We start from the raw sequence: 20306 nt of genomic DNA, 5'->3' as shown, positions 1-20306 counted from the left end.
CTGTTCCGCGATCTCCGCTCAGACGTTCAGCGGATTCGGCTTGTTGGGGTCGATGCCGTAGGTCTTGATCGCTTCCGCGACCACCTTGCGGTCGATCTCACCACGATCCGCCAGCGCCTTCAGGGCCTGGACGGTGACGAAGTTGCGGTCGACTTCGAAGAAGTGACGCAGCTTCTCGCGGGTATCGGAACGACCGAAACCGTCGGTACCGAGCACGTGATAGTCAGCCGGCACCCAGGCACGAACCTGGTCAGCAAACAGCTTCATGTAGTCAGTGGCAGCCACGACCGGGCCGTCACGTCCTTCCAGACACTGAGTGATGTGCGGCTTGGCCGGGGCCTCTTCCGGCTTGAGGAAGGCCTGACGATCCAGTTCCAGCGCTTCACGACGCAGCTCGTTGAAGCTGGTGACGCTCCAGATGTCGGCATCGACACCGTAGTCCTGCTTGAGCATCTCGGCGGCTGCCTCGACTTCACGCAGGATGGTGCCGGAACCCAGCAGCTGAACGCGTGCCTTGCCGTCCTTGCCACCTTCCTTGAGCAGGTACATCCCCTTGATGATGTCCTCTGCGGGCACCGTCTCGAGCGCTGGCTGCTCGTAGTTCTCGTTCATCACCGCCAGGTAGTAGAAGACCGGCTCGTGCTGCTCGAACATGCGCTTCATGCCGTCCTGCACGATGACCGCCACTTCGTGAGCGTAGGTCGGGTCGTAGGTGCGGCAATTCGGGATGGTCGAGGCCAGGATATGGCTGTGGCCATCCTGGTGCTGCAGACCTTCACCGTTCAGGGTGGTACGACCGGCAGTACCGCCGACCAGGAAGCCACGTGCCTGCAGGTCGCCTGCGGCCCACGCCAGATCACCGATGCGCTGGAAGCCGAACATCGAGTAGTAGACGTAGAACGGCATCAGCGGCAGGTTGTGGTTGGCATAGGACGTCGCCGCCGCCACCCACGCAGACATGGCGCCTGCTTCGGAGATACCTTCCTCGAGGACCTGACCTTTCTGGTCCTCGCGGTAATACATGATCTGACCCTTGTCGACCGGCTCGTACTTCTGGCCTGCCGCGGTGTAGATACCCAGCTGACGGAACATGCCTTCCATGCCGAAGGTACGCGCTTCGTCAGGAATGATCGGCACGACACGCTCGCCGAGGGTCTTGTGCTTGACCAGACCGTTGAGTACGCGCACGAAGGCCATGGTGGTGGACACTTCGCGGCCGTTGGAACCCTTGAGCTGGGACGCGAAGATCTTGTCGTCCAGCGGCGGGATTTCCAGCGTTTCGTACTCGGTGCGACGCTGCGGCAGGTAGCCGTTCAGGCGTTCGCGCATGAGGTGCATGTACTTCATTTCCGGACTGTCGTCCGCCGGCTTGTAGTACGGCACTTCCTCGAGCTGTTCGTCGGTCAGCGGGATACCGAAGCGATCGCGGAATGTCTTCAGCGCTTCGTGTTCCATGGTCTTGACCTGGTGGGCTTCGTTGGCCGCTTCGCCATCGCCCATGCCCATGCCGTAACCCTTGACGGTGTGCGCCAGGATGACGGTCGGACGACCGTTGGCGTTGTTGACCGCCTCGTGATACGCCGCGTAGACCTTGTACGGGTCGTGGCCACCACGGTTCAGACGCCAGATATCGTCGTCCGACATGTCCTTGACCAGATCGGCCGTCTCCGGGTACTTGCCGAAGAAGTGCTCGCGCGTGTAAGCGCCGCCATTGGCCTTGTAGTTCTGGTAGTCGCCATCGACCGCTTCGTCCATGCGCTTCTGCAGGATGCCTTTCTTGTCCTGTTCGAAGAGCGGATCCCAGAAGCGACCCCAGGTGACCTTGAGCACGTTCCAGTCGGCACCACGGAAGACACCTTCCAGCTCGTCCATGATGCGGCCGTTGCCGCGCACCGGACCGTCAAGACGCTGCAGGTTGCAGTTGATGACGAAGATCAGGTTGTCGAGATTCTCGCGGCCAGCCAGCGAGATGGCACCCAGGGATTCCGGCTCGTCACACTCGCCGTCCCCCATGAAGCACCACACCTTGCGGTCGTACATGGACTTCAACTCACGCGAGTTGAGGTACTTCATGACGTGCGCCTGGTAGATCGCCTGGATCGGGCCCAGACCCATGGAGACGGTCGGGAACTGCCAGTAATCCGGCATCAGCCACGGGTGCGGGTAGGAAGACAGGCCGTTGCCGTCGACTTCCTGGCGGAAGCTGTCCATCTGCTCCTGGCTGAGACGACCTTCCAGGAAGGAGCGGGCGTAGATGCCCGGCGCCACGTGACCCTGGATGTAGAGCAGATCGCCCTCGAAATCTCCTTCCGGTGCACGGAAGAAGTGGTTGAAACCTACGTCGTAAAGCGTCGCACTGGACATGAAGCTCGAGATGTGACCGCCCAGGCCCTTGTGGGCACGGTTGTTGCGGATCACCTGAGCGATGGCGTTGTAACGGATAAGCGAACGGATACGACGCTCCATGAACAGGTCGCCCGGCATGCGCGCTTCGCGGTGCACGGGGATACTGTTGCGATGGGGCGTGGTCACCGAGAAGGGCACCTGATGGCCATCACGACGCAGGCGGTCGGCCAGGCGTGTCATCAGGTACTGGGCACGATCCTCACCCTCACGATCCAGAACCGATTCCAGGGAGTCCAACCATTCCGTGGTTTCGATCGGATCGAGATCTTCTCTTGCCTCCAGACTCATAGACGTCTCTCCGAGTGAAGAAATTTTTTGTCAAACGTTTCGACGAACAGCGATATCGAAACCAGTGGCGCTCTTCAGTGTGGGCACGACCTTCTGAGTGGGTCGCATCTCCGATAGACCTGTCGTGACCGGGTCTTGCCGGCCGTCAATCTCGACGCGCATCCTGCGCCAAAGCAGGGCACAAGATGCAGTCATTTGGCGTGAAAGATACCGCAAACACCCCCGCGTGCCAATTCAGGGCAGCAAGACTCATCGGGCAGGTGCAACGCTTGGCTGCCCCGCGGCAGCACTGGCCTCATGCGCCTTGCGATCGGGACTCATGCGCCAGACTGAGCCGCCCTCGACAGCCGTGATGTAGTAAAACTACCAACGCGCCCCGCCACTGGGCGTTTCCTGCTCGGCGACGCCGCATGATGCTGCAACGCACCATCGCGAGGCGCCTGCGACCTTAGTCCTGAATGCCGCCCAGCAGGCGATCGAAGTAAGCCCAATCGAAGGCTGGACCTGGATCCGTCTTGCGCAACGGCGCAATCCGCGCATGCGAGGTGATGCGCTCGCGTGTCAGCGCGGGATAGCTCGCCATCAGGCCGGCCACGGTGCGTGCCAGGGTGCGGTACTGGACATCGCGATAGGGATGCACCTCATCGCCTTCGAGCTCGATGCCGATGGTGAAGTCATTGAGCTCGACACGTTCACGCTGACCGTCATGCCAGCGCGAGCGACCGGCGTGCCAGGCACGACGATCGAAGGGCACGAACTGTACCAGGCGACCGTCGCGCTGGATCAGCACATGCGCCGAGACACACAACTGATGGATACCGGCAAAGTAGGGATGGGCGCCGGGGTCGAGCTGGTTGGTGAACAGCTGCTCGATGGCCGGGCCACCGAAGCGTCCGGGCGGCAGGCTGATGGAATGCAGCACCAGCGCCGAGACTTCTCCCTCGGGACGAGCATTGTGATTGGGAGACGGCACCTGACGGGCGCTCTCCAGCCAGTGCTCGGGGGTGACCGCCAGACGCGTCAGGTGGCCCGACCGCGGGGAAGAGGACAAGGGGGGCATCGAAGACTCCAGACGGGAAGGTCGTCGCACGCGGGGACTGACCGCTCGCGTGGCTTTTCCTATAATGGCGCACATTATGGCATGCTCGGCAGCCACGGGTCTGTGCCACTGTCCTGGCACACGGACAGACCCCGGCTCCGGCAGCACTCTTCGTACAAGGATCAGACGCGCATGAACTTCCACGACGCCCTCGCCGAGGATATCCGTACCAGCGCCGCCCGCCTGCTCGCCGAGGATGTCGGCGGTGGCGATATCACCGCCGAATTGATTCCGGAGCGCCAATGGGCCAAGGCGCGTGTGATCAGCCGTGAACCGGCCATCCTATGCGGTGTGCCCTGGGTCGATGAGCTGTTTCGTCGCCTCGATCCGCGCGTCAGCCTCAAGTGGCTGGCCAGCGACGGCGATCGCCTCGAGGCCGACGCGCCCTTCCTGGAGCTGGAAGGCCCGGCACGCTCGCTGCTGACCGGCGAGCGTGCGGCGCTCAACCTGCTGCAGACACTCTCCGGCACCGCGACCCGCGCCAACCACTATGCCTCGCTGGTCGAGGGCAGTGGCGTGCGCCTGCTCGATACCCGCAAGACCCTGCCGGGCATGCGGGTCGCCCAGAAGTACGCCGTCAGCTGCGGCGGCGGCCACAATCATCGCATCGGCCTCTATGACGCCTTCCTGATCAAGGAAAACCATATCGCTGCCTGTGGCAGCATCGCGGCGGCGGTACGTGAGGCGCGCGACATCGCTTCCGACGTCACCTGTGAAGTGGAAGTCGAGAATTTCGAGGAACTGGCCCAGGCGCTGGATGCCGGAGCCGACGTCATCATGCTCGACAACTTCGACAACGATCAGCTCATCGAGGCCGTGGCACGCAACAAGGCGCATGCCAAGCCGGCCGTGCTGGAAGCCTCCGGCAACGTCAGCGAAGCGACCCTGCCGGGTATCGCCGCCACGGGCGTGGATTGCATCTCGATCGGCGCGCTGACCAAGGATGTGACCTCAATCGACCTGTCGATGCGCATCTACACTGTCGAGACCCGCTAGCCAACGACAGGTGAATGCCTTCCTGCTGGCCAACTCCTGTCCTGCAGAAGTCGTCGCTGACGGCGATCCATCTGTCACGACGCATTGCCATGCCGCCAGGGAGGCGTCCCATGTCCCCGCCATCTCCTCATCAGCATCCGCCTGAAGTCCCCAGGGCATCAGGCGGATGCTGGCAGACGCGCCGCTGGAATCTCTACGCGCCGATCTACGACCGTGTGGCCGCCCGCACCCTGCGCTCCGCGCGGCGCGAGGCCATCGCGACTCTCGATATCCAGGCGGGCTCCCGCGTGCTGCTGCTCGGCGGCGGCACCGGGCTCGACCTGCCCTTCCTGTCCCGCGACATCGAACTCGAGGTGATCGACGCCTCCCCCGCCATGCTGCGCCGCTGTCGCGAGCGCGCCGAGACGCTGGGCTTCGATGCCAACGTCAAGCCGGGCGACGCCATGGAGCTCGACTTCCCCGATGGCTATTTCGATGTCGTCATCGCCCACCTGATCATCGCCGTGGTGCCCCAACCCCAGCGCGCCTTCGATGAAGCGCTGCGCGTGCTGGCCAGTGATGGCGAGCTGTCACTGCTCGACAAGGGCCTGCGCGGCAATCGCCCGGCCGGGCGGCTGCGGCGCTTGCTCAATCCACTGGCCCGGCTGGTGGCGACCAATCTCAATGTGCCGCTGGACAACCTGCTGGAGGGCCATGCGGTGCAACGACTCGAGGACCGCGACCTCGGCCCCGGCGGGGCGTTGCGCCACATGCATCTGCGCAAGATCTGATCTGCACCGCCACTCCCCCCCTTGCATTGCGCGTCCGGCATCGCCACGCAATGAGCACACCCGGATGACGAAAGCGACAAGGCTCATGGCATCGGCCTGGGCTCTCCTCGCCGTCGCTCCCTGCAAGGAGGTTTGCATGCAGATTGATCTACACGGCCGCAGCGCCATCATCAGTGGTTCCACTGCCGGTATCGGCTTTGCCATCGCCACAGGGCTTGCCCGTGCAGGCGCCAGCGTCACCTTGACCGGCCGCACCCAGGCGCGCGTCGATGAGGCCGTCGCCAGCCTCAGAGACAAGGCGCCGGGCAGCGAGGTACAAGGCGTGGCCGCCGACCTGGGCACACGCGAAGGCTGTGACACGCTGATCCGCGCCGTGCCGGACACCGATATCCTGATCAACAATGTCGGCATCTTCGCCCCGCAGGATTTCTTCGACACCGACGACGACACCTGGGAGCAGTTCTTCCAGATCAACGTGATGTCAGCAGTGCGCCTGTCCCGCCACTATGCGCACGGCATGAAGGAGCGTGACTGGGGCCGCATCCAGTTCCTGTCCAGCGAATCGGCGCTCAACATTCCCGACGAGATGGTCCACTACGGCATGACCAAGTCGGCGGTGCAGTCCGTCTCGCGCGGGCTCGCCAAGGTGCTGTCCGGCACCCAGGTGACCGTCAATGCCATCCTGCCGGGGCCGACCCGCTCCGAAGGCGTGCTCGAGATGCTCAAGAAGAATGCCGAGGAGCAAGGCAGGACGCTTGAGGAAGTCGAGGCCGACTTCGTCAAGCAGGCCCGCCCGACCTCCATCCTGCAGCGCCTGGCAAGCCCCGAGGAAGTCGCCAACATGAGCGTCTACGCTGCCTCCGAGCAGGCCAGCGCCACCACCGGCGCTGCCCTGCGTGTGGAAGGCGGTATCGTCGACACCATGGCGTGATCGATCTGATCACGCGGCATGACTGACACCATGCCAGACGCGACACCATGTCAGACGCGACACCATGCCAGACACAAGACGCCCCCGCCGGATGACCGGCGGGGGCGTCTTCATTTCCGATATCACCATGACGCACGCGTCACTCGTCGAGGCGTTTCTCGAAGCGCTCGCGCTTGAGGCAGACATCGTTGAGCTTGACGTGCTCAAGCCCCAGGCTGTGCCAGCCACGGCGGGCCAGGCCCGGCGACAGTGTCAGACTGGCCTCCAGGCTCATCACGCGCACCTTGCGCTCGCGCAGGTCGCGCTCGGCCGCCGCCAGCAACTGGCTGCCGATGCCCTGCCCCATCAGACTCGGATAGACGTAAAGCATCTCGATTCGCGCCAGCGGCCATTCGGGGGCGTACTCGCAGAAGCCGATACAGCGGCCATCACGCTCCGCGACCAGCACCTCGAAGCGATGCTGACGCGCGGCCCAGCGTTCGGCGTCGCGCGGGACACGCGCGGCCCACTGCTGCCGCTGCTCAAGATCATAGTGTCCGGCAGCCCCCTGCATGACGGCCTGGTAGAACACCTCGGCCTGATCCGCGGCATGCTGCGGCTGCGCCGCCACGATATGAACACGCTCCCTGGCCACTTCACGGCTATCGGTCTGGCTGTGCAATCGTTCGTCCTCCTTGTGTCCTCGAACGAGGACGCTGTATTCATGAAAAACCTGACAGGCTCACGGCTGACACCTGTCACTGAAGCGTCCTGTTCAGCCGCTGAAGGACACCTCATCGAAGCGGCTGGCCCGGGGGTGATCTCCCGTGACCATGTCCGGTTCTCGCACCAGCTGCCAGGTATGGAAGCCGGCGGCAGCAGCGGCGTCCAGCTCGGCGACGACATCCGACAGGAACAGGATCTCCGCGCCCGGGATCCCCAGCTGACCGGCGATGCGGCGATAGCTCTCGGCTTCCTGCTTGGGGCCCGTGGTGGTGTCGAAGTAGCCGGCAAACAGCGGAGTCAGATCGCCGACATCGGAATGCCCGAACAGCAGCTTCTGGGCCTGGATGGAGCCTGACGAGTAGACATACAAGGACAGGCCGCGTTCCTTCCAGTCACGCAATCCCTTCACGGCATCGGGATAGACATGGCCGGTGAAGTCACCGTCCGCGTAGCCCTGTGCCCAGACCATGCCCTGCAGCGCCTTGAGCGGCGTGGCCTTGCGGTCGGCATCGATCCAGCCTTCCAGGATGGCGATCACGGCCTCGAGATCGGCCTTCGGTGCCTCGGCCAGCTCGCGGGTGGCGGCCAGCTGCTCGGCGACGTCCTCACGCTCGGCGTTGGCACGCACGAAATCGCCCAGATTGGCGCGCGCATAGGGGAACAGCACCTGATGCACGAAGCGAATCGAGCCGGTCGTGCCCTCGATGTCGGTGACGATGGCGCGAATCATGCGGACTCCTGGGAATGCGGGGCTGCGGTCTGGGTAAAGTGCTCGGCCAGCGCTTCATGACGCGGGAAGCGGGCGGCGATGTCATTGTTGGTGAAGTTGGCGATCCAGCCTTCCGGATTGGTGAACAGGCGGATGGCGGTGAAGTCCGGCGTCGGCCCCATGTCAAACCAGTGCGGCGTACCGGCCGGTACAGCGATCAGGTCATCCTTCTCGCAACCGACCGCCAGCACGCGCTCGCCCAGATGCAAGTAGAAGATGCCGCTGCCGCGCACGAAGAAGCGCACCTCATGCTCCGCGTGGCGGTGCTCATCGAGGAACTTGCCGCGCAGGGCATCACGGTCAGGGTGATCCGACGTCAGGCCGATCACGTCGGCGGTGACGAAACCGTTCTCGGACTTGAGACGCGCGACATCGTCGGCGTAGGCAGCCAGTACCTGGGTCTGGTCGGTGGGATCACTCATCTCGCAGCCCGCCGTCCAGCGCTCGAAGCGAATGCCTTCGGCCTCGAGTTCGCTGGCGATCTGCGCGCCATCATTGGTGATCAACTGCGGACGCGAGGCGTCCTGCTCGGCGTAGATGGCCAGAAAGCTCATCGCTGTCTCCTCAGTTCCAGTTCACACCCCATCAGGAAATCGAGCGCTTCGACATGGCGGCGACAGGCCGTCATGCTGCTGGCCCAGGTGTAAAGGCCATGGCCGCGGATCAGGTAGCCGTGCAGACCGGCATCGGCGGCCAGCCGGGCGCGCACATCCAGCGCCAGCGCCTCGATATCCTGAGTATTGCCGAAGACGGCCAGACGTACCGCCGTCTCATGACTCTTGACGCCTTCCAGCGCCTTGTTGAGTTCGAAACCCTCCAGGCTCAGGGTGTCGCCCTCATGGCACAGCGACAGCACGGTGGCGGCCCTGGAGTGGGTATGCAGAATCGCCTGCGCGTGGGGCAGGTCTTCATAGAGCTGGCCATGCAGGCGCGCCTCGTCAGAGGCCTTGCGGGAAGTGCCCTGCAGCCTGACGGCAAAATCGCTGACCAGAATGTCGCCACTGGTCAGGCGGCCCTTATGGCAGCCCGAGGCGGTGACCGCCATCAGACGATCACTGAGACGACAGGAGAAGTTGCCACCGGTGGCCGGTACCTGCCCGGCAGCGTCCAGCGCCTGACCGGCCTCGATCAACTGTTGGCTCGCCAGTGCAAGGCGGTCGAGGTCCAGTGTCGACGGCAGGCCGTCGGCAGCGGCAATGGCGATAGGGTCTGACATGATCAAAGTTGCCCTCAAGAGTCGCGCGGAGCCTTCACGCCCCGTCGCCAGCATCACGATTCAGCGCCATGCGGCGCTGCTCTCGCGGCAGACTACACAAGCCGACCCAGTGAGACCAGTCATGCCGTGCGACGACGGGCATGGCATCATGGCGGCCTGGAATGTCACACGACATTCTGCGCCATCATCACTTCAGCCTCTGCCACGGTCTTGCCATGTCCTCTTCCGATCAGCCCGCCAGCCCCCACCCGACCGCCGACACGGCCGAGCGCCCGATGAGCGACACCGCACTGGTCAGACGCCTGCCGCTGCTGCCCCCTCATCTGCGTGAGCAGGCCACGGCACTGGGTCAACAGGCCATGCAGCCGGTGGGCATCATCGAAAGCTGCTACCCGGACAAGTTCGGCATTCCCCGCCAGCCGGGACTGGCGCGCCACGCCACCGCCATCCTGCACCTGCTGCCACCCTTCGATGACCCGGACTGCGTGCGCGACATCGAGGGTTTCAGCCATCTGTGGATCCATTTCCTGTTCCACGCCAGCCCCACACGCTGGACGCCCTTGATCCGCCCGCCGCGCCTGGGGGGCAACGCACGCACTGGCGTCTTCGCCTCACGCAGCACCCATCGCCCCAACCGACTGGGACAATCGGTGGTCGAACTGGCAGATGTCGAGACGGTGGCCAATACCACACCGGATGGCGGGCAGTCGGGCAAGCACAACGGCGTGCGCCTGCTGCTGCGCGGTCACGACCTGCTCGATGGCACGCCGGTGATGGACATCAAGCCGTATCTGCCGTGGGTCGATGCGGTGCCCGAGGCGCGTGCCGGCTACGCGCCTGCGCCACCGCCGCGCCACGCCGTCGTCCTCAGCGCCCAGGCCGAGCAGACACTGGCAACGCGGGCCGACAGCGCCACGCTGCGCGCGCTGATCGAGGAAGTGCTCGCCCAGGACCCGCGCCCCGCCTATCACGCCGCCAGGCCCGCCGATGGCAAGCGCCAGTATGGCGTGAGGCTGGTGGACGTGGATGTGCGCTTCACGGCCCGCACACAACCCGATGGCTCCTTGACGATGGAGGTCGCGGCCATCGTGGCCGTCTGATCAACCCCCTGCGCGGACTAGAGCAGCGCCTTGTCCTGGGGGGCAACGCCTTGCATGGTGCGGATCGCAGGATTGCCCGCGCCAGATCAAGACAATGCCAGATTGGATTGGCGAACCGTCACGAGACCCGACCATACTGGGCGTGCGTTCCTTCATCTCCACTCGTTTCACCGGGAGTCCGCCGCATGAGTATCCGTCTGCTTGCCTTTGCCGCCAGTACCCGCAAGGCCTCCGTCAATCGACGCCTGATCGAGCGCCTGGCGCACCACGCCCGGCAGGAAGGTGCCGAGGTCAGCCTGCTCGATCTCAACGACTTCCCGATGCCGCTCTACGATGGCGACAGCGAAGAGGCCAATGGCCGTCCCGCCAGCGCCGACCGCCTGCAGGAGATGCTGGCCAGCCATCAGGGGCTGTTGCTGGCGACACCGGAATACAACGGCTTCTTCAGCCCGCTGCTCAAGAACACCTTCGACTGGTTGTCACGCCCGGCGGCGGATGGCCAGAGCGGCATGGATGCCCTGCGCGGCATGCCGGTCGGCATCGTCTCGGCCTCACCCGGCGCCATGGGCGGCATGCGCGCACTGCCCTTCGTGCGCCTGTACCTGAACAATCTCGGCATGCTGGTCGCGCCCCAGCAGATCGCGGTCTCGCGTGCCGCCAGCGCCTTCCACGAGGATGGCAGCCTGGATGACGAAGGCCAGGACCACGCCCTCGCGGCTGTCGCACGCCAGGTGATCGATCTGGCCAGCCTGCGCGCGTCGTAAGCGGCCCCCGTTCATGGCGCCTTCCTGATTGACGCCCGAACAACAGGAACGGCCCCCTGCCGATGGCAGGGGGCCGTTCCTTGATGCGCTGTCTGCGTGACGTCGGAACCTCAGGGCCCCTGTCTGTCACCCAAGCTCAGGCTCAGGCCGAGAAATCGATACCGATACGGCGACCGACTTCCTCGTAGGCTTCGATCACGCCGCCCAGGCCCTGACGGAAGCGGTCCTTGTCGAGCTTCTCGCGCGTCTCGGCATCCCACAGACGACAGCCGTCCGGCGAGAATTCGTCGCCCAGCACGACCTCACCCTTGAAGACGCCGAACTCGAGCTTGTAGTCGACCAGCAGGATGCCGCCGTCGAGGAACAGCTGCTTGAGGATGTCGTTGACCTGGAAGGTCAGTTCCTTGGCGCGCGCCAGGTGCTTGGGCTCTGCCCAGCCGAAGGTCTCGACCAGCGACTCGTTGATCATCGGGTCGCCCTTCTCGTCGTTCTTGAGGAACAGCTCGAAGGTCGGCGGATTGAGCTCGAGGCCTTCCTCGACACCCAGACGACGCACCAGTGAACCGGCGGAGATGTTACGCACCACGCACTCCACCGCCATCATGTCGAGACGCTTGACCAGGCACTCGTTGTCGCTGACCAGACGCTCGAAGTGGGTCGGGATACCGGCCGCCTTGAGTTTCTCCATGATGAAGGCATTGAACTTGTTGTTGACCATGCCCTTGCGGTCGAGCTGCTCGATACGCTTGCCGTCGAAGGCGCTGGTATCGTCGCGGAATTCCAGCAGCAGAAGATCCGGGTCGTCAGTGACGAAGACGGATTTGGCCTTGCCAGCGTAGAGCTCTTCACGCTTTTCCATGAGATTCCCCCTGATGACGCTAGACGCGTCGAGTGTTGAGGCGGTCGACGATGAATCGATCACGCTTGAGTCTGTCACGCCCAGTCGAGAGGGACTGTGGCGTTGGTGTATGACGTGATTCGAGAGCTGTCCATCTGGTCAGCTCATCCAGAATCACGAACGCCCGATCGCGAAGCGACCGGGCGTCATGAAAATCAGGCGATGGCCTGCCAGCCAAAGCCGCTGTCCTGCGCGGCGATGATCAGGCGACTATCGTCATCCGCAAGCCAGGGGGCCAGTGCTTCCCGGGCCAATGACGGATGATTGTTGCTCTCCGACAGGTGCGAGGCCACCAGCCGCTGCAGGCGCGACAGCCCCAGATAGGGCAAGGCGGCGCACGCCTGGGCATTGGCCAGATGGCCGAGCCGACCTCCGACCCGCCGCTTGAGGCTGGGCGGATACGGCCCGCTGGCCAGCATCTGCGGATCGTGGTTGAACTCCATCACCAGCGCATCGCAATCGGCAAAGCACTGCAGCACATGCTCACTGACATGGCCGAGATCGGTCAGCACGCCGAGGCGACGCGCGGCCGCCTCACCGCGCCGATTGAACACGAACTGCACCGGCTCGCGCGCATCGTGGGGCACCGTGACCGGCAGAATCTCGAGATCCTTGATCGCGAATTCCTGCTGCGGCGTGATCAGATGGCGACTCGGCAACGTGCCCAGCTTCTTCGCGCGCCCGGCAAGCCAGGTGCCAGTGGTCAGATGCACCGGCACAGCGTGGCGACGCGCCAACGGCCCCACGCCGCTCAGATGATCACCATGTTCATGGGTGACCAGCACGGCGTCCAGCTGCGAGGGATGCACGCCAAGGCGCGCCAGACGGGCCTCGGTCTCCTTGAGGGTGAAGCCGCAATCGACCAGCACCAATGCCTCGCGGGTGCGGATCAACGTGCCGTTGCCCTTGCTGCCGCTGCCCAGCGAAGCCATCGCCATCACGCCCTGAGCATCGTCACTCGGCCCACGGGCGGCCGTCAGGCCATCCGCCAGCGCCCCAGTGCCTGCTACCGGGAGGGGGATCTGAAACGACGCAGCCGCCTCACCCGACGAGTCGTCAGATGAGGCGGCGCAAGGCGTGTCGAGCCACATGCTCAGCGCAGTGTCGACGCCACGGCGTCGAGCAGCTCACGCGCCAGTGCCGGCGTGGTCTCTTCACCATCGGCACGGGTCGCCGTGACCAGGGTGTGGTCATTCTCGGCGCGCAGCTTGAGTATCATCGGCACCGGATCACCATCGCCCCCGATACCCAACCAGCCGCCATCACGCTCTTCACGCGGGATGTAATCGACCATGAACTCGCCACGCGAGCGGTCCTGATCGGTCAGCGTCTGGTAGTCGGTGTTGAAGTTCTTCTGCAGCTGATAGAGCAGCTCGGCCCAGCTGCGCTCGATGTCCAGCGCCAGATCGACCTGCCAGGTGCCATCGCGGCCTTCCAGGCGCACGCGGTCATCACGACTGAGCGACTGGGCTGCCAGCGAGACACCGCTATCGGCGGAAGACGCGGCCAGATAGCCGCTCAGCGCGTTCAGGCAGCTGCCGGCGACATCGCCGCCCTGCTGACAACGCACTTCGGAGGCATCGGCACGCAGCCCCTGGCTGACGCTGATGATGCCCTGGGCCGTGGTGATCTCGCCCTTGCCGGCATCGATGCTCTGCACATCGAGGCCCTGGTCGCGCACGAAGGACTGCAGGCGTGTCCACACCGCTGCCGGCGCGGCGTTCACGGCCAGCCAGCGGGCATCGCCGCTCTGACGCATGGCGACGAACTCTCGCCCGCCCTGCTCGCTGGTCGCCAGCGGCTGGGGACGCGGTGCCTCGAAGTCGTCGCTGGCCAGGAAGTCACTGCTGGCCTGAGGTACCGGCATGGAATCCTGGTAATCACCACGATTGATCGTGTCCGGCAGCTCCAGCGGCGGTGCGATGCTGGCATCGGCATACTCGCTGTTGCGATCGTAGTAGTAGCCATCACTGGAACAGCCTGCGACCGCGAGCGCCGTCAGCAGGGCCAGTGGCACGAAACGCTGACTCATCAGTTGAGCACCTCGGCCAGTTGCAGTGCTTCCTCGACCGTGGAGTGATACTGCTCGGACAGCCAGGTCAGCGGCAGACGCACGCCGGATTCCGGCGACAGGCCCATGCGATGCATGGCGAACTTGACCGGAATCGGGTTGGACTCGACGCCCATCGCGGAGTGCAGCGGCATCAGGCGCGTGTTGATCTGGTGGGCACGCTCGGCATCGCCGGCCACGGCGGCTTCACACATCTCGTGCATCAGGCGCGGCGCGACGTTGGCCGTCACGGAGATATCGCCGTGGCCGCCCATCAGGATGAAGTCGCAGGCCGTGGGGTCATCGCCGGAGTAGAGCGCGAAGTCAGTGCCCTTGAGGCGGTCGATCAGTTCCTGACCACGCTCCAGGTTGCCGGTGGCATCCTTCAAGCCGACGATGTTGTCGAGCTCGGCGAGGCGGAAGACCGTTTCGTTGTAGATATCAGAGCAGGTACGACCCGGCACGTTGTAGAGAATGACCGGAATACCGGCCTGCTCGGCGACGGCCTTGAAGTGCTGGTAGAGCCCTTCCTGGGTCGGCTTGTTGTAGTACGGCGCCACGGAGAGGCAGTAATCCGCACCGACTTCCTTGGCGTAGCGAGCCAGTTCGACCGCTTCGGAGGTGGCGTTGGCGCCCGTGCCGGCGATGACCGGAATCTTGCCGGCGACCGTCTCGACCACACAGCGGATGACATCGAAGTGCTCCGCGAAGGACATGGTGGTCGGCTCGCCGGTAGTGCCGGCGGCGACGATGGCATCGGTGCCATTTTCGAGGTGGAAGGCGACCAGCTGGCGCAGGGCGTCCCAGTCGATCTCGCCGGTGGCCTTCATCGGGGTCGCCAGTGCGACAATGCTACCTGTGATCATCCCTCGAATTCTCCTCTGGTGCCTGATGCGCCAGGCGTGCCCCTGCGCTGTTGAAACAACGGATCCCGGGACAGACATCTGACATAGATTTGGTTGACGCAGGACTCTGATTGCGTGGGCACGCCGACACGCGAGTCGCGTCAAGGGTGATGATGTTACAAAGACCATCGAAGCCTGTACAGACGCCATCTGCACCGGTTGTGCAAAGCGGTGGATTCCCTCGCCTGTTCAAGGGGCGGATGCACGGTGGATGGGCGCGATGGCACCGGTCGCCAAGACGGTGAAACACAAGAGTTCTGCCCCGTCTTTGACAAGTCAGGACGCCCTGCGTGTAATGCAGGACACACCGCAGAAGCGGGCAAGCGCGATGCCCATCACTGCCGGTTTTTTTCATCATTCAGCACTGTCAGCCGCCACATGGCCGTCAGTCATCGCCAGGAGAGCACGATGAGCGTCAGCCTCGGTCAGCCAATTCCCGACTTTACCGCCCAGGCCACCAGTGACACCGAAGTCACTCCGGCCAGCCTCAAGGGCAAGCAAGCCGTCATCTATTTCTACCCGAAGGACCACACGCCGGGCTGTACCACCGAAGGCGGTGACTTCCGCGACAACCTCGAGGCATTCGAAGCGGCCAACACCGTGATTCTCGGCGTTTCCCGCGACAGCCTGCGCACCCACGAGAACTTCCGCGCGAAACAGGGTTACCCGTTCGAGCTGATCAGCGACCCGGACGAGACCCTGTGCAAGATCTTTGACGTCATTCACATGAAGAAATTCATGGGCAAGGAAAGTCTCGGCGTGGTGCGCTCCACCTTCCTGATCGACGCCGACGGCAATCTGGCGCGCGAATGGCGTGGCGTGAAGGTCAAGGGCCATGTCGAGGAAGTGCTGGAAGCCGCTCGCGAGCTCAACGCTGACCGCTAGTGTCGAGTGGCAGCAGCTCGAGTGGCAGCAGCCCGCGTGACAGCAGCTCGTGGAGAAACAGCTGAGCGGAGAGCGCCTGTGCGCCAGCCGCCTCAGCCATGAAAAAAGCCCCGCCGATTGGCGGGGCTTTTTTCGATCAGGCGCTCTTGTCCGCGACCCGATTCTCCTCGGCGCGCGCCCGGCGCGGCCAGGCGTAGAGCAGCGACTTCATCAGGGTCGCCAGCGGGATGGCGAAGAACACCCCCCAGAAGCCCCAGATGCCACCGAAGAACAGCACCGCGAGGATGATCGCCACCGGATGCAGATTGACCGCCTCCGAGAACAGCAGCGGCACCAGCACGTTGCCATCCAGCGCCTGGATGATGCCGTAGGCGATCATCACGTACATGAAGGTATCGCCCAGCCCGTAATGGAAACCGGCGACGGCGGCGACCGGCAAGGTCGCCCCTGCCGCGCCGATGTAGGGAATCAGCACCGAGAAGCCGACCACGATCGCCAGCAGCGCCGAATACGGCAGCCCGAAGGCGACGAAGGTGACGTAGCTGACGCCACCGACGATGACGATCTCGATCACCTTGCCACGCACGAAGTTGGCGATCTGGTCATCCATCTCGTTCCAGACCCGGCTCATCAGCAGGCGCTTGCGTGGCAGCAGCGCCAGCGTGAAGTCCACCAGCCGCTCTCGGTCCTTGAGCATGAAGAACACCAGGATCGGCACCAGCACCAGGTAGATCACCACGCCCATCAGGTTGCCCAGTGACGCCAGCGACAGCGATACCGCGCGCTGCCCGAACTGGGTCAGCTCTCGCCCGGCGGCGCCGACCCACTGCTGGACCTGCTCTGGGGTGATCAGGCCGGGGAAGCGCTCTTGCAGCTCGCCCAGCCAGCGCTGCCCGGAGGCGAACATGCCGGGGATCTCCTGGATCAGATTGGCCAGCTGATGCCAGACCAGCGGCAGCAGGATCAGCGCACTGGCCAGCATGATGCCCATGAACACCAGCGTCATCAGACTGACCGCCGCCAGACGTGGCAGGCCACGGCGCTCCATCCAGCTCACGCCGCTCTGCAGCAGGAAGGCGACGATCAGGGCGGTGAAGAATGGCGCCAGCATGCTGCCCAGCCAGATGACGGCGGCGAACACCAGCACCAGCACCAGAAACAGCACCACCGCTTCTTCGTCGGAGAAATAGCGCTCGATCCAGCCACGCAACAACGTCTTCATGGTCATGACGGATCTTCCTCGCACAGCGCCTTGATCACGAAGCGGTAATCGCCCTCTGACGTTTCTTCACGCGAGACCAGCGCGTGATCGCTCAGCGCCAGATAGGCAGGGATGTCGCCCCAGGCGCCGGCGTCGCTGGCGAGGACCTCGAGTTGCTCGCCGGCACTCATGCCAGCCAATTTGAGCTTGGTGCGCAGCAGCGGCAACGGACAGTGCAGGCCGCGCGCATCCAGCGTCTGCAGGTGGGTATCGGCCGTGGAGTCAGCCATCGGATTCGCAGTCTCAGCGCCAGGTCGTTCGAATGCCATCTGCCCTTCCGTTCTCGTTATGATGTTCTGCCGCACACCATGGAGGGTGCAGCTTGAAAACGCCCCGATTTAAGGGCACCTTGCCTGACAAAGCAACTTTCCGCCCTGCGCGGCTGCGTCTTGCCCGGACTCACGCAGGGCCGTCAATGCCAGTGCGGCGCCCGGCAATCCTGCGAGCCGCCCGCACCTTGCGCCATATCGAAGAGGATTGCCTGCATGTCGTTGCTGCCCCCCTTGAGCGGACGTGTCCGCATCGGTCGCCGCGGGCTTGCCACCCTGTCGAGCGCCCTGCTCGGCCTGTTGCTGATGGGCGCGCCGGTCGCCAGTGCGCCGGCCGCATCCCACAACGACTATGGACTGCCTGACCTGGGGAGTGCGAGTGGCGGCATCTCCAGCAACGATGAATATCGTATCGGTCGCGCCTGGCTGCGTCAGTTCCGTGCCCATGTGCGTGAATGGGATGATCCCATCACTCTGGACTGGATCGGTAGCATCGTGCGTCAACTGGCGCCGTGGAGCGAGCTGGATGACCGCAATTTCATCATCACGCTGGTCGCCAGCAGCCAGCTGAATGCCTTCGCCGTGCCCGGCGGTGTGGTCGGCGTCAATACGGGGCTGTTCACCTTCGCGCCGGACCGCGACGCCTTTGCCTCGGTGCTCGCCCACGAGCTGGGCCACCTCTCCCAGCATCACTTCGCGCGCAACATGGAGCGCCAGGCCGAGACACGCCTGCCGACACTGGCCGGCTTCCTCGCCGGCATGGTGATCGCGGCGGGCGGAGGCGGTTCAGCGGGCATCGCGACCATGGCCGGCACCCAGGCCGCTGCCATTTCCGATCAGCTGGCCTATTCACGGCGCTTCGAGCAGGAGGCCGACCGCGTCGGCGTCGATGCGCTGGCACGCGCCGGCTTCGACCCCGAGGCCATGCCGCGCATGTTCCGCGCCATGCAACGCATGGCCAGCCTGCAGGGCGGCAATGCGCCGGAATTTCTGCTCACGCACCCGGTGACGGAGGCGCGTATCGGCGACACCCAGGCCCGTGCCGACGCCATGCAGAAGGTGACACCCGACCCGCTTGCGCAGCTCGCCTACGCGATGATCCGTGCCCGCGCCCTGCTGGCGCTAAATCTGCGCCAGCCTGAGCAGGGACTGACGACACTGCGCGAAGACAACCCCGACCCCGACGCGATTGCCTACTATCAGGCGCTGGCCGCGGCGGAGCACAACCAGGTCGACAAGGCACTGGCCGCACTGGACCGCCTGCATGACAAGCATCCTGACCTGACCCTGATCAGCGCCAGTGCGGTCGAGGTCGCACGGGATGCCCGGCGCTACGAGGAAGCGACCCGCCGCGCCAGACGCCTGCTGCGCCTGCAACCCGACTACTTGCCGACCCGCCTGGCCATGGCGGAAGTCGCGCTGCAACAGGACCCCGCCGCTGCGCGCCAGCAGCTGGAGGACATGCGCCGCGATCATCCCGATGACCCCAAGGTCTGGAGTCTGGCCTCCGAAGCCAGTGGACGCAGCGGCCACACCGCCGAGGCCTTCCTGTATCGCGCCGAATTCGACCAGCTGGAGGGCCGCATGGACAAGGCCTTCGCTCAGCTCAAGCTGGCCGACGAGGCCGCGCGCAAGAACGGCGACTTCAGCATGGCCAACCGTATCAGTTCACGCCGGGAGGACTTCAAGCGCTATCGCAATGCCATCGAGGAGTTCTGAGGCACCCTCCCTCTCACTGCACCAGACAAACAAGAACCGCCGCCCCGGGGAATCGGGAGCGGCGGTCCTGGTTCATGCGAGCAACAATCGGTGACGATCAGCGTCAGCGCTCAGCCACGATTGAATTCCAGCATCCGCGTCAACGGCTTCAGGGCGCGCTCACGCAGGTCATCATCGACGAAGACTTCCTCGGCATTGGCTTCCGCCGGATCGCGACGCAGCACGGCGGCCAGATTCTCCAGGCCGCTCATCGCCATCCACGGGCAGTGCGCACAGCTCTTGCAGGTCGCGCCATTGCCGGCAGTCGGCGCCTCGAAGAGCTGCTTGTGCGGCGCGGCCTGCTGCATCTTGAAGAAGATGCCACGATCGGTCGCGACGATCAGCTGCTGATTCTCGAGCTCGACGGCAGCCTTGATCAGCTGCGAGGTGGAACCGACGACATCGGCCAGCTCGACCACCGACTGCGGTGATTCCGGGTGCACCAGCACTGCGGCGTCCGGGTAGACCTTGAGTAGATCGCTGACCCCCTGGGCGCGGAACTCGTCATGCACGATACAGGCGCCGTCCCACAGCAGCATGTCGGCACCGGTCTGCTTCTGCACGTAAGCGCCCAGATGCTTGTCCGGCGCCCAGATCAGCTTCTCGCCCCGGGCATGCAGGTGCTCGATGACATCGACGGCGATCGAGGAAGTCACTACCCAGTCGGCACGCGCCTTCACGGCCGCCGAGGTATTGGCGTACACCACCACGGTGCGGTCGGGATGGGCATCACAGAAGGCCGCGAACTCGTCTTCCGGGCAACCGAGGTCCAGCGAGCAGGTCGCCTCCAGCGTCGGCATCAGCACGCGCTTCTCCGGCGACAGGATCTTGGAGGTCTCGCCCATGAAGCGCACCCCGGCGACGATCAGTGTCGAGGCCTCATGGCGGGCACCGAAGCGCGCCATCTCGAGCGAGTCGGCCACGCAGCCGCCGGTTTCCTCGGCCAGCTGCTGGATAGCATCGTCACAGTAGTAATGCGCGACCAGTGCGGCATCACGCTCGATGAGCAGCTGCTTGATCTCGTCGATCAGCGCGGCGTCTTCGGCGGCGGGGCGTGTCGGGCAGTAAGCGCGGGCCAGATGCTCGCGCACCTGCTCACGGACGGCATTGTGGGCCTCACGACCCGGCATGGCATTAGTCAGGCTGTTCATGTGTCTCTCACCTAGCCCACAGGGGCTCCCCCTGTGCTGAGTGGGTCAGGACTCGGCCCGGACACGAACGGCCCGTGGCGGCCCT

At 64.5% G+C, this 20306-nt stretch carries 20 protein-coding genes; 7 read left to right on the top strand and 13 right to left on the bottom strand.

Features of this window, described 5'->3' with window-relative positions:
• Positions 1–18 precede the first annotated feature (18 nt).
• A complete protein-coding gene (gene aceE / locus QQF40_RS13090) occupies positions 19–2694 on the bottom strand; it encodes a pyruvate dehydrogenase (acetyl-transferring), homodimeric type (RefSeq protein WP_285461597.1) in 2676 nt (891 codons plus the stop codon).
• A 448-nt stretch (positions 2695–3142) separates the two neighbouring features.
• Positions 3143–3754 (bottom strand): 1,6-anhydro-N-acetylmuramyl-L-alanine amidase AmpD, encoded by a 612-nt coding sequence (gene ampD / locus QQF40_RS13085; RefSeq protein WP_285461596.1) that lies wholly within the window; start codon positions 3752–3754, stop codon positions 3143–3145.
• Between the two features lie 171 nt (positions 3755–3925).
• On the opposite strand from ampD, the gene nadC reads away from it, so the two are divergent.
• The 3 genes from nadC (at position 3926) to QQF40_RS13070 (ending at position 6490) form a co-directional block, all read left to right on the top strand.
• Positions 3926–4789, top strand: a complete 864-nt coding sequence (gene nadC, locus QQF40_RS13080) for a carboxylating nicotinate-nucleotide diphosphorylase (protein WP_175089103.1) — start codon at positions 3926–3928, stop codon at positions 4787–4789.
• Between the two features lie 110 nt (positions 4790–4899).
• Positions 4900–5559: a class I SAM-dependent methyltransferase gene (locus QQF40_RS13075; protein ID WP_285461595.1), complete on the top strand. Its 660-nt coding sequence runs from the start codon at positions 4900–4902 to the stop codon at positions 5557–5559.
• Positions 5560–5695: 136 nt separating this feature from the next.
• Positions 5696–6490, top strand: a complete 795-nt coding sequence (locus QQF40_RS13070; RefSeq protein WP_285461594.1) for an SDR family NAD(P)-dependent oxidoreductase — start codon at positions 5696–5698, stop codon at positions 6488–6490.
• Between the two features lie 139 nt (positions 6491–6629).
• Here QQF40_RS13070 and QQF40_RS13065 read toward each other — a convergent pair whose 3' ends face one another.
• From QQF40_RS13065 to QQF40_RS13050, 4 genes are all read right to left on the bottom strand, one after another.
• Positions 6630–7151 carry a GNAT family N-acetyltransferase gene (locus QQF40_RS13065; protein ID WP_254627044.1) on the bottom strand — a complete coding sequence of 174 codons (522 nt, stop codon included), beginning with the start codon at positions 7149–7151 and terminating at the stop codon, positions 6630–6632.
• 93 nt (positions 7152–7244) lie between these two features.
• Positions 7245–7925: an acireductone synthase gene (gene mtnC / locus QQF40_RS13060; protein WP_107335985.1), complete on the bottom strand. Its 681-nt coding sequence runs from the start codon at positions 7923–7925 to the stop codon at positions 7245–7247.
• A complete protein-coding gene (locus QQF40_RS13055; protein WP_285461593.1) occupies positions 7922–8518 on the bottom strand; it encodes a 1,2-dihydroxy-3-keto-5-methylthiopentene dioxygenase in 597 nt (198 codons plus the stop codon). The genes mtnC and QQF40_RS13055 overlap by 4 nt, the downstream gene beginning before the upstream one ends.
• Positions 8515–9180 (bottom strand): methylthioribulose 1-phosphate dehydratase, encoded by a 666-nt coding sequence (locus QQF40_RS13050; RefSeq protein ID WP_285461592.1) that lies wholly within the window; start codon positions 9178–9180, stop codon positions 8515–8517. Before QQF40_RS13050 ends, QQF40_RS13055 begins: the two co-directional genes overlap by 4 nt.
• 359 nt (positions 9181–9539) lie before the next feature.
• On the opposite strand from QQF40_RS13050, the gene tsaA reads away from it, so the two are divergent.
• Together tsaA and QQF40_RS13040 are read left to right on the top strand one after the other, a co-directional pair.
• Positions 9540–10280: a tRNA (N6-threonylcarbamoyladenosine(37)-N6)-methyltransferase TrmO gene (gene tsaA, locus QQF40_RS13045; RefSeq protein WP_285461628.1), complete on the top strand. Its 741-nt coding sequence runs from the start codon at positions 9540–9542 to the stop codon at positions 10278–10280.
• Between the two features lie 185 nt (positions 10281–10465).
• Positions 10466–11044: an NADPH-dependent FMN reductase gene (locus QQF40_RS13040; protein ID WP_043333775.1), complete on the top strand. Its 579-nt coding sequence runs from the start codon at positions 10466–10468 to the stop codon at positions 11042–11044.
• Between the two features lie 142 nt (positions 11045–11186).
• Here the strand turns inward: QQF40_RS13040 and purC are convergent, their stop codons facing one another.
• The 4 genes from purC to dapA form a co-directional block, all read right to left on the bottom strand.
• Entirely contained in the window at positions 11187–11903 is a 717-nt protein-coding gene (gene purC, locus QQF40_RS13035; protein WP_175089098.1) for a phosphoribosylaminoimidazolesuccinocarboxamide synthase, read from the bottom strand.
• A 194-nt stretch (positions 11904–12097) separates the two neighbouring features.
• Positions 12098–12880 carry an MBL fold metallo-hydrolase gene (locus QQF40_RS13030; protein WP_285461627.1) on the bottom strand — a complete coding sequence of 261 codons (783 nt, stop codon included), beginning with the start codon at positions 12878–12880 and terminating at the stop codon, positions 12098–12100.
• Positions 12881–13035: 155 nt separating this feature from the next.
• A complete protein-coding gene (locus QQF40_RS13025) occupies positions 13036–13974 on the bottom strand; it encodes a hypothetical protein (RefSeq protein WP_175089096.1) in 939 nt (312 codons plus the stop codon).
• Positions 13974–14858, bottom strand: a complete 885-nt coding sequence (dapA, locus tag QQF40_RS13020; RefSeq protein WP_043336386.1) for a 4-hydroxy-tetrahydrodipicolinate synthase — start codon at positions 14856–14858, stop codon at positions 13974–13976. The genes QQF40_RS13025 and dapA overlap by 1 nt, the downstream gene beginning before the upstream one ends.
• Before the next feature lie 447 nt (positions 14859–15305).
• Between dapA and QQF40_RS13015 the strand changes: the two genes are divergently transcribed.
• On the top strand, positions 15306–15782 hold the full coding sequence (locus QQF40_RS13015; RefSeq protein ID WP_175089095.1) for a peroxiredoxin: 477 nt from the start codon (positions 15306–15308) through the stop codon (positions 15780–15782).
• Positions 15783–15918: 136 nt separating this feature from the next.
• Here QQF40_RS13015 and QQF40_RS13010 read toward each other — a convergent pair whose 3' ends face one another.
• Complete coding sequence (locus QQF40_RS13010; RefSeq protein WP_285461591.1) at positions 15919–17010, bottom strand: AI-2E family transporter; 1092 nt, start codon at positions 17008–17010, stop codon at positions 15919–15921.
• Positions 17007–17273 carry a sulfurtransferase TusA family protein gene (locus tag QQF40_RS13005; protein WP_175089093.1) on the bottom strand — a complete coding sequence of 89 codons (267 nt, stop codon included), beginning with the start codon at positions 17271–17273 and terminating at the stop codon, positions 17007–17009. The genes QQF40_RS13010 and QQF40_RS13005 overlap by 4 nt, the downstream gene beginning before the upstream one ends.
• Before the next feature lie 255 nt (positions 17274–17528).
• On the opposite strand from QQF40_RS13005, the gene QQF40_RS13000 reads away from it, so the two are divergent.
• Positions 17529–19031, top strand: coding sequence for a M48 family metalloprotease (locus QQF40_RS13000; protein ID WP_175089092.1), 1503 nt, complete (start codon positions 17529–17531; stop codon positions 19029–19031).
• A gap of 110 nt (positions 19032–19141) precedes the next feature.
• Here QQF40_RS13000 and nadA read toward each other — a convergent pair whose 3' ends face one another.
• A complete protein-coding gene (nadA, locus tag QQF40_RS12995; protein ID WP_285461626.1) occupies positions 19142–20200 on the bottom strand; it encodes a quinolinate synthase NadA in 1059 nt (352 codons plus the stop codon).
• Positions 20201–20306: the final 106 nt, after the last annotated feature.

This window comes from Cobetia sp. LC6 (assembly GCF_030264805.1).
Lineage (GTDB): Bacteria > Pseudomonadota > Gammaproteobacteria > Pseudomonadales > Halomonadaceae > Cobetia.
Note: the sequence above shows the minus strand (reverse complement) of the source record. Positions and strands in the feature narration are given on the sequence as shown.

Coding starts and splice junctions, on each gene's coding strand:
- QQF40_RS13005 (WP_175089093.1), bottom strand. CDS start 17,273: ATGGCTGACTCCACGGCCGATACCCACCTGCAGACGCTGGATGCGCGC.
- mtnC (WP_107335985.1), bottom strand. CDS start 7,925: ATGATTCGCGCCATCGTCACCGACATCGAGGGCACGACCGGCTCGATT.
- QQF40_RS13040 (WP_043333775.1), top strand. CDS start 10,466: ATGAGTATCCGTCTGCTTGCCTTTGCCGCCAGTACCCGCAAGGCCTCC.
- QQF40_RS13070 (WP_285461594.1), top strand. CDS start 5,696: ATGCAGATTGATCTACACGGCCGCAGCGCCATCATCAGTGGTTCCACT.
- purC (WP_175089098.1), bottom strand. CDS start 11,903: ATGGAAAAGCGTGAAGAGCTCTACGCTGGCAAGGCCAAATCCGTCTTC.
- QQF40_RS13075 (WP_285461595.1), top strand. CDS start 4,900: ATGTCCCCGCCATCTCCTCATCAGCATCCGCCTGAAGTCCCCAGGGCA.
- QQF40_RS13015 (WP_175089095.1), top strand. CDS start 15,306: ATGAGCGTCAGCCTCGGTCAGCCAATTCCCGACTTTACCGCCCAGGCC.
- QQF40_RS13050 (WP_285461592.1), bottom strand. CDS start 9,180: ATGTCAGACCCTATCGCCATTGCCGCTGCCGACGGCCTGCCGTCGACA.
- QQF40_RS13000 (WP_175089092.1), top strand. CDS start 17,529: ATGTCGTTGCTGCCCCCCTTGAGCGGACGTGTCCGCATCGGTCGCCGC.
- dapA (WP_043336386.1), bottom strand. CDS start 14,858: ATGATCACAGGTAGCATTGTCGCACTGGCGACCCCGATGAAGGCCACC.
- nadA (WP_285461626.1), bottom strand. CDS start 20,200: ATGCCGGGTCGTGAGGCCCACAATGCCGTCCGTGAGCAGGTGCGCGAG.
- ampD (WP_285461596.1), bottom strand. CDS start 3,754: ATGCCCCCCTTGTCCTCTTCCCCGCGGTCGGGCCACCTGACGCGTCTG.
- QQF40_RS13055 (WP_285461593.1), bottom strand. CDS start 8,518: ATGAGCTTTCTGGCCATCTACGCCGAGCAGGACGCCTCGCGTCCGCAG.
- QQF40_RS13025 (WP_175089096.1), bottom strand. CDS start 13,974: ATGAGTCAGCGTTTCGTGCCACTGGCCCTGCTGACGGCGCTCGCGGTC.
- aceE (WP_285461597.1), bottom strand. CDS start 2,694: ATGAGTCTGGAGGCAAGAGAAGATCTCGATCCGATCGAAACCACGGAA.
- QQF40_RS13010 (WP_285461591.1), bottom strand. CDS start 17,010: ATGACCATGAAGACGTTGTTGCGTGGCTGGATCGAGCGCTATTTCTCC.
- nadC (WP_175089103.1), top strand. CDS start 3,926: ATGAACTTCCACGACGCCCTCGCCGAGGATATCCGTACCAGCGCCGCC.
- tsaA (WP_285461628.1), top strand. CDS start 9,540: ATGCAGCCGGTGGGCATCATCGAAAGCTGCTACCCGGACAAGTTCGGC.
- QQF40_RS13030 (WP_285461627.1), bottom strand. CDS start 12,880: ATGGCGATGGCTTCGCTGGGCAGCGGCAGCAAGGGCAACGGCACGTTG.